Genomic DNA, 15,030 nt, shown 5'->3' on the forward strand with positions numbered 1-15,030 from the left:
ATAATAAACATTGATAAGACAAGTTTTACAAAATCTAAAGACAGGAGAAACCATTGTAGAAGAATCTCCCTATCCTCAGGTAAAAGAGGGAACATTGTTAATCGATACAAAATGTTCTCTGATATCGGCTGGAACAGAACGAATGCTTGTAGATTTTGGTAGGGCCTCATACATTGATAAAGCGCGTCAGCAACCTGAAAAAGTAAAGATGGTTTTGGAGAAAATAAAGACGACTGGACTGATGACAACCATCGACGCCGTCCGTTCTAAGTTGGATCAACCGATTGCAATAGGATATTCAAATGTTGGGGTTGTACATGAAGTGGGAAATACTGTCGCCGAATTTAAAAAGGGTGATCGAGTTGTATCCAATGGGCGGCACGCCGACGTTGTTGTTGTTCCTAAAAACCTGTGTGCAAAGATTCCGGATGACGTGGACGATGAAACAGCCGCATTTACAGTTGTTGCCAGTATAGGATTGCAGGGGATTCGCCTGGCAAATCCAACAATTGGTGAAACAGTAGTCGTCATAGGGGTTGGTTTGATCGGACTGATTATTGTTCAGTTGCTTCGTGCAAATGGGTGTCGTGTTCTTTCCGTTGATTTTGATGATTTTAAACTTGATTTGGCAAGAAAATTTGGTTCAGACGTTTGTAACCCTGGAAAAGGTGAGGATCCAATATCTGCCGGTATGAGTTTCAGCAGAGGAAAAGGAGTAGATGCAGTAATCATCGCAGCGGCCACAAAGGCAACAGATCCAATAACGCAAGCTGCTAGAATGAGCAGGAAACGCGGCCGGATCGTTCTGGTTGGCGTTACTGGGCTTGAGCTAAATCGGGCAGACTTTTACGAAAAAGAATTGAGTTTCCAGGTTTCCTGTTCTTATGGACCCGGGCGATATGACCCCAAATATGAAGATCAGGGATTGGACTATCCAATGGGTTTTGTCCGGTGGACTGAACAGCGCAATTTCGAGGCGATATTGGATTTGATGTCCAGCAGGAAATTGGATATGAAACCGTTGATCTCCCATCGGTTTGATTTTGATGATGCTCCCAAAGCCTATGATGTGCTGAGTGAAGGTAATAATATTCTCGGGATATTAATGAGGTATGAAGAAAGTTTAAAGGGAGGTTGCCATAAAGAAGTTTTAATAGATAAAATTTTTGAGTTTGATCGGCAAAAGCCTGTTGTCTCATTTATTGGGGCTGGCAATTACGCTTCTAGAATTTTAATCCCCGCTTTTAAGGATGCTGATGCTCAACTACACACAATAGTCACCCTTGGAGGAACGAATGGTGTGGTTAATGCAAGAAAAGCAGGTTTTTTGAAAGCCACTTCCGATTCTGAAAAATTGTTTGCAGATAAGGATGTCAATACAATCATAGTTGCTACGCGGCACGATTCTCATGCCAGTTATGTTTGCAAAGCATTAGGTGCAGGTAAAAATGTATTTGTAGAAAAACCCTTATGCCTAAACAAAAACGAATTAAAGAGAATCAAAAATATCTATTTTGAGAAACAATCCGATAAATCCGTAATTCATGTGCCGCGCTTAATGGTTGGCTTTAATCGGAGATTTTCTCCTCATACTCAGAAAATAAAATCGCTACTGGAATCAATCAATGAACCCAAATCATTTATTATGACAATGAATGCCGGTAAAATTCCTGTCGAACATTGGACTCAAGATATTTTAGTTGGTGGGGGACGGATTATAGGAGAAGCATGTCATTATGTAGACTTAATGCGTTATTTAGCAGGTGCGTCAATAGTGTCATTTAAAGCTATACGGATGGGAAATGCCCCAGGTATAGATGTTTTAGAAGATAAAGCCGCAATCCTTTTAGGATTTGCAGATGGCTCCTTTGGCACTATAAATTATCTTGCCAATGGGGCAAACAGCTTTCCAAAGGAAAGGATAGAAGTTTTTGTGGAAGGCAGAGTTCTACAACTGGATAATTTTTGTAGATTAAAAGCATTTGGCTGGCCGGGTTTTAAAAAAATGAATCTTTTTAGGCAGGATAAAGGACAAAAAAAATGTCCGGAAGTTTTTTTAAAGGCTATTGAACATGGCGATCCTAGTCCAATTCCCGCTCAAGAAATTTTTGAGGTTGCTGAGGTCAGTATCAATATAGTCAATGCTTTAAGGGCGCAGTGAGGTGACGATACAAAATGAGCGTTAGGATTAAAGTCAAAGCCTATGCTAATTTGGGTTTGAGAAATATTATTTCGGTCCTTTTGCATCGGCTTGGGTTGAAAATTGGACTGCATCCTGTATTGTTCGTAAAAACAGAACTCAGCGGAACTAAATTTTTTAAACGCCCGAAGCAAGTTGACAAAGAATTAAAGTCCTCTTCGATAATGGAGAATCATCTTCTCTATTTTGGTTGGTACTATGCACCAATGGGTAAAACCAGCCCTGACTGGGGATATAATCCGTTCAATCAAAAAAGACTTGACTCCTTTCAACAACCTTGGTGGCGCCTTTCTGACTTTAACTTGAATATTGGCGATATAAAGACTGTCTGGGAGCCTTCCCGCTTTAACTGGGTATTACCAATGGTTAAGCAGGTTATGGCAGGAAACAAGACGTCTTTGAGAACAATGAATACGTGGATTTCTGATTGGTGCAGATCAAATCCTGCATACATGGGGCCTAATTGGAAATGTGGTCAGGAGACTTCAATTCGTGTGCTGATGTTGGCAATTGCTGCAAGAACTCTCGACCAAGATAACGACACATGCCCGGATTTGGTTAAATTGATAGAAGGACATCTACTCAGGATTATTCCAACTTTGTCATATGCGAAAGCCCAGGATAATAATCATGCAGTTTCAGAAGCTGTGGCATTATTCATTGGTGGCGGGTGGTGTTATAAAAATGGGATAGAAAAGGGTAAAGGGTGGGAAAAAAGCGGAAAACAATTGTTGGAAGATCGAGTAAAGCATCTCATTGAGAATGACGGCAGTTTTAGTCAATATTCCTCTAACTATCATAGAATGCTGTTGGACTTGCTATGCATTGTTGAGTTATGGCGCAGGTGGCAAAAAAAAGAAAAGTTTTCATATAGTTTTTACAAGAAAGCTAAGGCAGCTGTATTCTGGTTATACTCAATAGTGGATATTGAGAGCGGTGACGCGCCGAATCTTGGTGCCAACGACGGCGCATGGTTAGTAAACTGGGGAGAAACTGATTATCGCGATTTCCGCCCTACAATACAACTATCCATGAACTTGTTTGAAGGTAAAAACGCCTACAAATATAATGCCCTTGGGGATTTTTATAGAGATTACCTGGAGCTTGAGAAAACAGAATCTTGTGTCAGCAAACCGTCTTCGAAACAATTTTGTGACGGTGGTTATATGGTAATGCGAAAGTTTAATTGTTTTGTTTTATTTCGTTATCCTAATTATCGTTTCCGCCCGAGGCACTGTGATGCCCTGCATATTGATTTTTGGTATGATGCTGTAAATGTATTACCTGATTCAGGCACATACAGTTACAATACTGGTGAACCATGGCAATCGTATTTTTCAAGCACAAGTGCGCACAACACAATACAATTTGATGACCGAGAACAAATGCCGGCTGTAAGCAGGTTCCTTCGCGGTGAATGGCTGAAAACCTCTACTCTTAATCCTTTAAAGGAGGTAGGTGATACGATGACTGGAGGCGCTGGCTATTGTGATTGGAAAGGAGCGTTTCATCATCGAAAGGTATCTTTAAGTGCAGATGGTATGACGATATTGGATCAAGTGAGTGGCTTTAGACACAAAGCCATATTAAGGTGGCGTTTGAGTTCTGAGATGGACTGGAAAATAAACGGTACGAAGGTTCGTAATGATTTATTTTCTTTCAAAATTTCTTCGAATATTCCAATTTCCAGATGTGAGATCGTTGAAGGTTGGCAATCTCTATACTACATGAAAAAGTCAAACCTGCCTGTTTTAGAAATTGAGATAAATGAGCCTGGTGCAATAACTTCTGCTTTTTCAATAAAAAGATGCTAAAGGACAAAGCTTACAAATGAGACATGTCCTCATTATAAACCACAATGCAGGGTCTATTCATCATGGCCCCAATTTCAGGTCGTATTATGTCGCGCGAGCACTAATTAAAAGGGGAGTCGATGTAACCATTGTAAGTTCAAGTTTCAGTCACAAACTAAACAAATTACCTAGGGTAAAAGATAAATACCACAGGGAGAATTTAGACGGCATCAATATGATCTGGCTCAAAACTCCAAAATACAAGTCCAATATCGAGCGGTTATGGAACTACATTTGTTTTGCGTATAGACTAAGGGTACTTCACGATTTGATTCCCGGATCTGTTGATACTGTCATATGTTCTTCGCCCCCCCCTTTCTGGATATGGCTATCAAGGAGATTAGCAAATAAATTCAATGCAAAATTGATTTTTGAATCTAGAGATTTATGGCCGGATGTTATTTTGGAAACCAAACGAACGGCTTTCTTAAATCCAGTCGTCTGGGTAATGATTTTTGCCGAAAGATACGCGTATAAAAATTCTGATATTGTTGTGGCAGTGAATAGTGGAGTTCAATCGACAATGGAAAAGAGAGGGTTGGGCAAAGGAAAATTCAGAGCAATACAAAATGGGGTTGTACTCGACTCAACTGATCAATCCCGTGACCTCTCCTTGCAGACTAAAGAAAAATTGCCTCGCCATGAATGTTTTATGGTGGGATATGCGGGTAGTTTAAGCAGAGTTTATGGCCTCGAGTATTTTATTGAAGCGGCAAAACAGCTGAAAGATAAGAATGTTTATTTTATTTTAGCCGGGACTGGAGCAGATGAAGAATATTTGAGACGAAAAGCGGCTGATTTACCAAATGTTATTTTTGTGGGATGGGTACCTAAAAAGGAGCTGAATTCATTTTTACAATTGATGGATGTAACATATGCTGGATTACTTGATTATCCCTCTTTTGCAATCGGCAGTGATAGCACAAAAGTGTTTGAATATATGAAAGCATGTCGTCCGGTTATTCATGCACTATGTTCGAAACATAGCGTTGTATTGGAATCCGGGTGCGGAGTTCATATTAAGCCAGAGGATTCGGCTTCAATTGCTGATGCAATATTAAAATTAAGACAGTGTACTAAATCTGAAAGAGAAAGAATGGGATACTTAGGGTATCGATATTTACAAAATAATAGAACTTATGATGTTCTTGGCAGCAAATGGTTTGACATAATTTGAACTTCAATCGGTTTGTTTCCATCAGAGATTTAAAAGTGGAAGGGAATCTTAAATGGTCAAAAAAGTAGTAATTATTGGTGCCCCGCGCTCGGGAACAAATATAATACGCGATGTCATCACTTCTTTTGATAATGTGGGAACTTGGCCCTGTGATGAGATTAATTTAATTTGGCGATATGGGAATTCAACATTTCTAAGTGATGAATTTACGCCTGATATGGTTAGAGATAAAGTTAAGGCATACATACGAGAAGCATTCTCGGAAATCAGGAAACAATATCAGCTAAATACAGTAGTGGAAAAAACTTGTGCAAACTCTCTTCGGCTGTCATTTGTTAATGAAATTTTGCCAGATGCCAAATACATATTAATATATCGAAACGGATTCGATGCTGTTGCGTCTGCCAAAAAAAGATGGATTGCTGATTTTGATTTAAAATATACGATGAAAAAAGTTAGATTTACTCCTATCAGAGATCTCCCATATTATGGGATCAAATTTTTGAGAAATAGAACTCAGAGGATTTTTTCCAGTGAAAAAAGATTGAAAACTTGGGGGCCTGTAACCGAAGAAATACAAAAAAACGGCAGTAGATATAGTTTAAACCAAGTCTGTGCATTTCAATGGAAAAGATGTATTCAAAATTCTTTTAGGGATTTACCTTTTATACCTGAAAAAAGGATGTTTCAGATTTCATATGAAAGTTTTGTTCGGAACCCTTTTGAAAATATTAAAAAAATTTGTGATTTTCTATCTATCCCTGCAAATACGGATGAACTGAAATTCGCGGTGAGAAATGTGAATTCAAAAAGTATTGGTAAATATAGAAAAGAATTGTCAAATTACGATATCAAAGAGATAATACAAATCATAGAGCCTGAGCTTAAGCTTTTGAAATATGAATCAGTTGTTAAGATTTGAAAAGTCCCAAAGGTCGTTAAAAAGAAATTTTGATATATTTTTATCGATAGCTGGCCTTATTTTTTCAAGCTGGATAATGTTGATAGGCTTTGTTGTTGCCACTATTGACACTAGAGAAAACGGTTTCTTTATTCAAAAACGGGTTGGGAAGAATGGACAGCTTTTTAATTTAATAAAGCTAAGAACTATGAAAACTGATGCCGAGCTTTACACTTCAGTGACAACTAAGAACGATCGTAGAATATCTTGGTCAGGCCGAATAATTAGAAAAATGAAAATAGATGAACTACCTCAATTGTTTAATGTCCTAAAAGGAGATATGAGCTTTGTCGGTCCCAGACCGGATGTGCCTGGGTTCGCTGATACATTGAATGGAAAAGATCAATTAATCCTTTCGATACGTCCGGGTATAACAGGGCCTGCTACATTAAAATATAAAGAGGAAGAAAAATTGCTAGCCTCTGTAGAGGATCCTGAAGTTTATAACAGAGAGGTGATTTGGCCGGATAAAGTTCGCATTAATATAGACTATATTGAAAATTGGAACTTCCGAGACGATATACGATATATTTTAAAAACAATTGTAGGGGAATCGTCAAGTGGTTTTCATGATAAGCAATAGAATATTTCTTTCTCCTCCTCATTTGGGAGAGTTTGAGCAAAAATTTGTTAAGGAAGCTTTTGAAAGCAATTATATTGCGCCGATAGGCCCTCAAGTAAACGCATTTGAAAAAGAGTTTTCTAAGTACACAGGGATTAAGCATTGCCTGGCATTAAATAGCGGCACTGCTGCCATGCATTTGGCCCTCAAAGAGGCTGGCGTCGGCCCGGGGGAAAAGGTTTTTGCTTCATCATTGACATTTATAGCAAGCGTAAGTCCAGCCGTTTATTTAGGAGCTGAACTTACCTTTATTGACTCAGATAGAGAAACTTGGAATATGGATCCGGACTTGCTGGCTGAAGAATTATACTCGGCGAACAAACAGGGGAATCTCCCAAAGGCAGTCATTCCTACTGATTTATATGGCCAATGTTCCGATTATGACCGGATTTATGAAATTTGTGAGAGCTATAAGATCCCTGTAATTATTGATGCTGCCGAAGCCATGGGGGCATACTATCTTCGAAAAAAAAATGAAAAAATTTTCAAATTACATGCTGGAACAGGTGCTTTTGCATCTATTTATTCATTCAATGGAAATAAAATTATTACTACTTCAGGTGGGGGCATGCTGGCTTCAGATAATGAGGATTTGATAAATCGTGCTAGATTTTTATCTCAACAGGCTCGGGAACCTTTCCCCTACTATGAACATACTGAAATCGGTTACAATTATCGAATGAGCAATGTCCTTGGAGCATTAGGCAGAGGACAGTTAAAAGTTTTAAAAGAGAGAGTTCAAAGGAAAAAAGAAATTTATCATTATTATAAAGAAAAGCTTGAAAGAACACCTGGAATTGATTTTATGCCGATAGCACAGTACGGCGAGCCTAACTATTGGTTAACTTGTATATTAATAAACCCTGAGATTTTTGGAGAGGACAGGGACTTTGTCAGATTGTCATTGGAGAAGAAAAATATTGAATCAAGGCCAGTATGGAAACCAATGCATTTGCAGCCTGTTTTTCAAAATCCAGGGGAAATCCATGAGAACGGTGCTTATTGTAAGAGGAGATATCCCTGCAAAATAGTTGGAGGAGAAGTAAGTGAGGATTTATTTTACAGGGGACTATGCCTTCCTTCTGGAACAGCCATGTTGAATTCGGATATAGATAGAATTATTGAGATTATACATGGATGTGGAAAGAAAGTTGATAATGATCTTTGATCGTAAACGATACAGTTGAAGAAAATGTTTTTTAGGATTAAAAGTTCAAATTTTTACATTGTTTGCCTGCTGGATTTAATATTTTTTTCCATAGCCCTTTTCGGTGGCTATGTCATCCGATTTGAATTTGTTCTTTCCAGCGGTAGTTTGGACCAGATCGCTTCATTGTTGCCGGGGATCCTCATTTTAAAGTTCAGTCTTTTTTGGGTTATGGGGCTTTATAAGGGCATGTACCGCTACACCGGGGTAGAAGATATTTGGAGCCTTTTTAAGGCCACAATGCTTTCTACATTGTTAATTATGGTTGGAGTCCTTCTCATTCACCGTTTTCAAGGTTATTCAAGAACGATCTTTCTCATTGACGGCATTCTCACCTTCTTGTTTTGCGGTGGTTTTCGTTTTGCTATTCGACTCCTTTTTAAGGAGTATGCTTTGCAGAATAAAAATGGACATAACGATTCCAAGGAAATAGAGAGAAAACTGGCCAAACCTATTTTGATTTATGGCGCTGGCAGTTCCGGTGAAAAAATTCTTCGAGAATTAAAGGAAAATTCAAGATATCAATATAAAGTTGTCGGATTTTTGGATGACGATGAAAAAAAAGTTGGAAGGGCTATTCATGGAATACCGGTTATAGGCAGCAGGCAGGATCTTGTCGGTATCAAGGGGAAATACAAAATTGCTGAAATTTTCATTACCCTCCCTGCATCTACAGGGCTTGAGATGAGGGCAATTGTTGAGGAATGTAAGAAGTGTAGTTTGCCGTTTAAAACACTTCCTGGACTCGGAGAGCTCATTGATGGGAAAGTTAAAATCAGTGCATTAAGAGATGTTAAGTATCAGGATTTGCTTAGAAGGGAGCCTGTGAAGATAGATTCTGGAAAAGTGAATGAATATCTTAATGAAAAAATTGTTTTGGTCACTGGCGCCGGCGGTAGTATCGGAAGTGAATTATGCCGGCAGATTATTAAATTTCAGCCGCGCCAATTAATACTATTGGATGCCTCCGAGCCAAGTTTGTATAAAATTCAAATGGAATTAAAGCATCGGGCTGGATACCAGAGATATTCCACCATATTAGGATTTATTCAGGATTCTGATTTAATTGATAAAGTACTGCAATCTTATAAACCCAACGTGATATTCCACGCCGCAGCCTATAAACATGTCCCTATGTTGGAGAGGAATCCATGGCAGGCAGTGACGAATAATATAGAGGGAACCCGAATACTTCTCGAAAAGTCTCAGAAGTATAAAGTTGGCCACTTTGTTCTCGTATCCACGGATAAAGCGGTTCGGCCTACCAATATAATGGGCGCAAGCAAACGAGTCTGTGAACTCCTGGTACAAAGCCGTTTCGGGAATGGTACTAAAATGATGGCGGTGAGATTCGGAAACGTTGTTGGCTCATCCGGATCAGTCATACCGCTTTTCAGAGAACAGATTGAACGAGGTGGACCTGTGACGGTAACCCATCCTGAAGTGACAAGATTTTTTATGAGTATCCCAGAGGCGGCTCAATTGATTCTTCAGGCTGGAGCACAGGGAAGAGGTGGCGAAACTTTTGTATTGGAAATGGGAGTTCCCATCAAAATTGCCGATATGGCTAAAGATTTGATCCGGTTGTCTGGGAAAGAGCCTGATATCGATATTGAAATCCAATATACAGGCCTGCGTCAGGGGGAAAAACTTTATGAAGAGTTAATTACCGCCGATGAGGGGGTCATTGAGACGCCACATGAAAAGATTATGGTTTTAAAACCCAATGATCATTGGAACGGGCATGGCAGCCAAAATGTTTTTCGTCATAGTTTGATGGTTAAAATTGATGAATTGAATGCCTTAGCAAAACAACACGATATTTGCGGAATTCAGTTTAAGATGAAAGAAATTGTTCCAGAGTATGATATTCAGAATAGTGCCTGCGTTTTTAATCCTAAATATTCAGTCAGCGGAATCGTTAACTGAAGTTGCCCCTCTGGGCATTTGCAAGAGTTTTTGATTAGAAACGATGAAATAGAGAGGCGGTACTGTTTCTGAAGATGATTTTTTGTTGGTTTACTGCCTTATTGGATAAATAAATAACTCCAATAAGGCAATAAATTACATATAGTTCCAAGAAAAAGTGATTTTTATTTGACCTTCAAAACGATCTCCTTTATGATAATTAATCATATTCCGATTCAGCCGCTAGCTGATTTTAAACTAAGTTTTCGAATTATAGTTCTCTTTTGATAATGGGGTTGAGCGAAGATCTCCAACTGAGGCTTCCTTTTGAGCAATCAGGGAAATTTTCGGTAATGTTTATTTACATCAACTTTATAAAGGAGAAAGTATCATGAAGAATATCAAAAAGTCAGTTTCCATAATTTTAGCAGGATTATTGGTTGCATGTTGTCTCGTTTCGGCGGTTGCCGATACCGGGAAGGTTAATATCAATACAGCGAATAAAGAAGTGCTGATGACCCTTAAGGGGGTGGGCGAAAAAATTGCAGATCGGATCATTGAATACCGGAAGGCTCATCCTTTTCAAGTACCTGAAGACATAATGAAAGTGAAAGGGGTGGGTCAGAAAGTATTTGAGGCCAATAAAGACAGAATTGTGGTAAAGTGAACGGGCTTGACCCGGCAAAAATTCCCTGATTCCAAGATCAAAATCGAACCCAAAACCATAGCTTGATCTGGACAGATTCTGTATTATAATTTAAGACCATGTTGCCGCTTGTAACATGGTCTTTTATATTGGATGCAAATGTATGACCGCTGGATATTGGGGAGAAAAGGCTTGGATATTTCAAAAATATATAGAAAAAAATCTTTTGGCATTATCAGTTTGTATATGGTCATTCTAAGTGCAGGAGTCTGTGCTGCCGGATACTACGCAATGGCTCGATTTTTAACCGTTTTTTCAACGGATGCGGGCAGGGACCTGCTGGGTCAGAATTTCCCGGTCTGGCTAAAATATATGGAATTGGCTTTTCAAAATTTTTATCTCTGGATCGTTCCCGGTGTTGCCGGCATTTGTTTTCTGTTGGGAATGGTGGGGTGGCTGGTGCTGACTTTTAGCTTGTCACCGGTTTTTCAGCAAGCTCATGCCCAGCTCAAAGAAAAACATAAAAAGAAATCCGGGAAAAAAGATTTCATAGACCCGAGAATTGAGCAGGACAGAAACAGGAGGATCTTTCTCCACACTCTTGCCGTTCTCCAACGGGAGGGGCGCCTGCTGGATTTTTTTGATGAAGACTTGAGCCTTTATGAGGATGAACAGATCGGTGCTGCAGTCAGAAGCATCCAGGAAGATTGTAAAAAAGCCGTAAAAAAATATATTGATCCCAGGCCGGTGATTGATTCGGAAGAGGGGGATGCGGTTACAATTGATCCGGGGTTTGATATGGACTCCATCAGCCTTGTGGGGAATGTGGCGGGTGATCCTCCTTTTCAGGGATCCCTGAAGCACCGGGGATGGAAAGCCGGGAAAAAGGAAATCCCCAAGCTCTCCGAAGTTCAGGACTCCAGTATTATCATGCCGGCTGAAGTAGAAATCAAATAGGGGCGATTGTGGATTTTCAGGATAGACAATTTGTTATCGGTATCGATCTGGGGACAACCAATTCCGCAGTCTCTTATGTGGACGTATCTCTGCTCCGGGAGGAATCCGGCAAGCGACCGGATAAACAAAAAGGGATTAAGGTTTTTAATGTACCCCAGCTGACCGGGCACGGTGAATTTTCAAAGATTCCGGTTCTCCCTTCTTTTTTATATATCCCTGGCGAGTATGACATTTCCAAGGAAGTTCTGAAACATCCTTGGAAAAAAAGAGAGGATATGTTTGCAGGTGTGTTTGCCCGGGATCACGGTTCAAAAATTCCCTCCCGGCTGGTTTCTTCCGCAAAGACCTGGCTGTGCAATCCCAAGGCCGACCGCAGGGCAAAGATTCTGCCTTGGGGGGGGCAGGGATTTGAAAAAGTTTCCCCTGTAGCAGCCACGGCGGAATATTTAAGCCATATCCGGAGCGCCTGGAATCATTTTGTCAAAGACGAAGATCAGTTCATTGAGAATCAGTTTGTGGTGATTACCGTGCCGGCCTCTTTTAACGAGGAGGCAAGGGATCTCACAATGGAGGCCATAAAGATTGCCGGTCTGGGGCAATCGGTCACTCTTTTGGAGGAGCCTCTTGCGGCCTTTTATTCCTGGCTGATCCTCCATGAAACGGATTGGGATCAGCATATCAAGGAGGATGATCTGGTCCTGGTCTGTGATGTGGGAGGGGGAACAACCGATTTCAGCCTCATCTCCCTGAAGGCCGCCCAGGGAACCCCCAGGTTTGAGCGCATTGCCGTCGGAGACCACCTTGTTCTGGGGGGCGATAATATTGATCTGGCCCTGGCCAAAATAGTTGAGGCCAAATTCAAATCAAAAACCTCCATGACGTCGGACAAATGGAAAACCCTCTGCCATAGATGCAGGGAAGCCAAGGAGACGATTTTAGGGAAGGGCGAAAAAAGTGTACGGATTACCATAAAAGGGGAGGGGCGCTCCCTTATTGCAGGAACACTTGCGGCCGATCTGACCCGGGGGGATGTTGAAACGGTTCTCAGGGGGCAGTTCTTTCCGGACGTGGATTCCCAAAATCTCTTGGAATCCCAATCCGGTAAAGAAATTGCCGATTTTGGACTGCCTTTTGAAAAAGAGCCGTCTGTGACCAAGCATATCATCAATTTTCTTGAAAATCATAGGGACAGTATTCATAAGGCTCTTGGAAAAGAGGATCCCATACCTGATTTTATCCTTTTCAACGGTGGCACCTTGACGCCTGACCTGGTGCAGTCCCGAATCAAGGAATCCATCCGGCGCTGGTTTAAATCCGACGAACCCCTTAAACCCGGGATCTTGGAAAACAGCAGACCTGAACTGGCCGTGGGAATAGGGGCCTCATATTATGGGCTTGTAAAACAGGGGATCGGCGTGAAAGTGGGCAGCGGCAGCCCGAGAAGCTACTACCTCGGAGTTTCCGTGCAAAAGGAAACAGAGCCTAAAGCCGTATGCCTGGTGGAAAGGGGGCTGGATGAAGGGTCCAGCATAAGCCTTCCCCGGATGGAATATGAAGTCCGGGCAAACCAGCCGGTCAGCTTCCCGGTTTACAGTTCAAGCTTCAGATCCGGAGATCTGGCAGGGGATATCATCCCTATTGACAAAACCCTGACGTCCATGGCTCCCATCCAGACGATTATTAAATTCGGAAAGAACGGGGAAAGAAAAGAGATCCCGGTCAGTATCGGTGCAGAATATACGGAGATGGGAACCCTTGCCATGTACTGCCGATCTTTGGTCAGTGACCATAGATGGAAACTGCAGTTCCAGCTCAGGGGATCCGGGCAGAGTGAGGAAGGACAGGAAAGGGAAATCTATGAGGATGCCATCATAGAAAAGGCCTGTTCCATAACCCGGCAGGCTTTTTCATCCCGGGAAGAGGATGGGGTTATCGGTATTGTTAAAAAAATTGAAGGGGTTGTAGACCAAAAGAAATTCAACTGGCCCCTCTCTTTTTTAAGGCGCCTGGCAGATCAGCTTATTGAAATCGACTCCACCCGGGAACTCTCTCCGGCACATGAAAGCCGATGGCTGAACTTGACAGGTTTCTGTATGAGACCGGGATTCGGAGATGCCTTTGATGGAGACCGGGCAAGGAAATTATGGAAAATTTATCTATCCGGTCTGAAATTTGATAAGGCAAAGCAGAACCGGCTTGAGTGGTGGATTTTTGTCAGAAGGATAGCGGCTGGTTTGAAAGCCGGCCAGCAGCGGCAGTTCTTCCAAGAAGTATCCTCTTTGCTTGTGAAGAACAAAGTCAAGATGGCTCCCCAAGAGATGATCGAATTATGGATGACGGCTGGAAATATGGAAAGGCTTTTGGTCAAGGACAAAGTGGTGCTGGCCAAACCTCTGCTGGCCAAGCTGAAAACCGGGAAAAGTTCAGATAAATTCTTCTGGACTCTGGGACGTTTGGGGGCCAGGGAGCTGTTATACGGATCCATGGACAGGGTCGTGCCGCCGGCAGAAGTGATGCGTTGGACAGACCAGCTCATGAAAATCAAATGGAAAAAACCGGGACCGGCCCTTGAACTGATTTCCCAGCTTGTGAGAAAAACCGGGGACCGTACCCGGGATGTTTCTCCCGAGGATCTTGAAAGGGCCGTTTCCTGGCTGGAAGAAAACGGCGCAGAGCCTAAACTCCTTAAAATAGTCAATGAAAAAATTGAAATGGCTTTGAAGGATAGAAGTGTTCAGTTTGGTGAGCGCCTGCCCGAGGGGCTTGTTCTGAAATAATAAAAATATGTGGATAAAATTAAGAAAAGGTTTGACATTGGTTAAACTTTCATATAGTATTATCGAGTTCTCTTGAAGGGGACTTTTGATCTTTGAAAATTGGTCAGTGAAGAAGTTTTGAAGCGGGTCTTGAAAAGACCTTAAAGTTTTAGTTAAAGGATTATAACTGGAGAGTTTGATCCTGGCTCAGAATGAACGCTGGCGGCGTGCTTAACACATGCAAGTCGAACGAGAAAGGGATTGCTTGCAATCCTGAGTAGAGTGGCGCACGGGTGAGTAACACGTAGATAATCTACCCACAAGCCCGGAATAACTATTCGAAAGGATAGCTAATACCGGATGAAGTTTGTTTACACAAGTAGACAAATGAAAGATTGCCTCTTCCTGAAAGCAATTGTTTGTGGATGAGTTTGCGGACCATTAGCTTGTTGGTGGGGTAAAGGCCCACCAAGGCTGCGATGGTTAGCTGGTCTGAGAGGATGATCAGTCACACTGGAACTGGAACACGGTCCAGACTCCTACGGGAGGCAGCAGTGAGGAATTTTGCGCAATGGGGGCAACCCTGACGCAGCAACGCCGCGTGAGTGAAGAAGGCCTTTGGGTCGTAAAGCTCTGTCAACAAGGAAGAAGTTAAGATTGTTTAATAGATGATCTTATTGACGGTACTTGTGGAGGAAGCGCCGGCTAACTCCGTGCCAGCAGCCGCGGTAACACGGGGGGCG

The 15,030-nt window shown here is 41.6% G+C and carries 10 protein-coding genes and 1 rRNA gene; all 11 read left to right on the forward strand.

The genetic code is table 11. The features are described from left to right. Positions 1–10 precede the first annotated feature (10 nt). On the forward strand, positions 11–2,161 hold the full coding sequence (locus F608_RS0124095; RefSeq protein ID WP_022668292.1) for a bi-domain-containing oxidoreductase: 2,151 nt from the start codon (positions 11–13) through the stop codon (positions 2,159–2,161). Between the two features lie 14 nt (positions 2,162–2,175). After that, positions 2,176–4,014 (forward strand): heparinase II/III family protein, encoded by a 1,839-nt coding sequence (locus tag F608_RS0124100; RefSeq protein WP_022668293.1) that lies wholly within the window; start codon positions 2,176–2,178, stop codon positions 4,012–4,014. A gap of 16 nt (positions 4,015–4,030) precedes the next feature. Next, positions 4,031–5,230, forward strand: a complete 1,200-nt coding sequence (locus F608_RS0124105) for a glycosyltransferase family 4 protein (protein WP_022668295.1) — start codon at positions 4,031–4,033, stop codon at positions 5,228–5,230. Between the two features lie 52 nt (positions 5,231–5,282). Beyond that, positions 5,283–6,152, forward strand: a complete 870-nt coding sequence (locus F608_RS0124110) for a sulfotransferase family protein (RefSeq protein ID WP_022668296.1) — start codon at positions 5,283–5,285, stop codon at positions 6,150–6,152. Beyond that, positions 6,130–6,774 carry a sugar transferase gene (locus F608_RS33210; RefSeq protein WP_022668297.1) on the forward strand — a complete coding sequence of 215 codons (645 nt, stop codon included), beginning with the start codon at positions 6,130–6,132 and terminating at the stop codon, positions 6,772–6,774. The genes F608_RS0124110 and F608_RS33210 overlap by 23 nt, the downstream gene beginning before the upstream one ends. Then, positions 6,761–7,981: a DegT/DnrJ/EryC1/StrS family aminotransferase gene (locus tag F608_RS33215; RefSeq protein WP_022668298.1), complete on the forward strand. Its 1,221-nt coding sequence runs from the start codon at positions 6,761–6,763 to the stop codon at positions 7,979–7,981. The genes F608_RS33210 and F608_RS33215 overlap by 14 nt, the downstream gene beginning before the upstream one ends. Positions 7,982–8,005: 24 nt before the next feature. Next, the gene (locus F608_RS33220) at positions 8,006–9,949 is read left to right on the forward strand and encodes a polysaccharide biosynthesis protein (protein WP_051148625.1); all 1,944 of its coding nucleotides are present in this window, start codon (positions 8,006–8,008) and stop codon (positions 9,947–9,949) included. Positions 9,950–10,319: 370 nt separating this feature from the next. Next, positions 10,320–10,595: a ComEA family DNA-binding protein gene (locus F608_RS0124130; RefSeq protein WP_022668300.1), complete on the forward strand. Its 276-nt coding sequence runs from the start codon at positions 10,320–10,322 to the stop codon at positions 10,593–10,595. 270 nt (positions 10,596–10,865) lie between these two features. Then, complete coding sequence (locus F608_RS0124135; RefSeq protein ID WP_244154321.1) at positions 10,866–11,531, forward strand: DUF2760 domain-containing protein; 666 nt, start codon at positions 10,866–10,868, stop codon at positions 11,529–11,531. 8 nt (positions 11,532–11,539) lie between these two features. Further along, entirely contained in the window at positions 11,540–14,308 is a 2,769-nt protein-coding gene (locus F608_RS0124140) for an Hsp70 family protein (RefSeq protein WP_022668302.1), read from the forward strand. 163 nt (positions 14,309–14,471) lie between these two features. Then, positions 14,472–15,030: ribosomal RNA gene (locus tag F608_RS0124145) — 16S ribosomal RNA — on the forward strand; the annotation flags it as partial.

The organism is Desulfospira joergensenii DSM 10085, assembly GCF_000420085.1.
Lineage (GTDB): Bacteria > Desulfobacterota > Desulfobacteria > Desulfobacterales > Desulfobacteraceae > Desulfospira > Desulfospira joergensenii.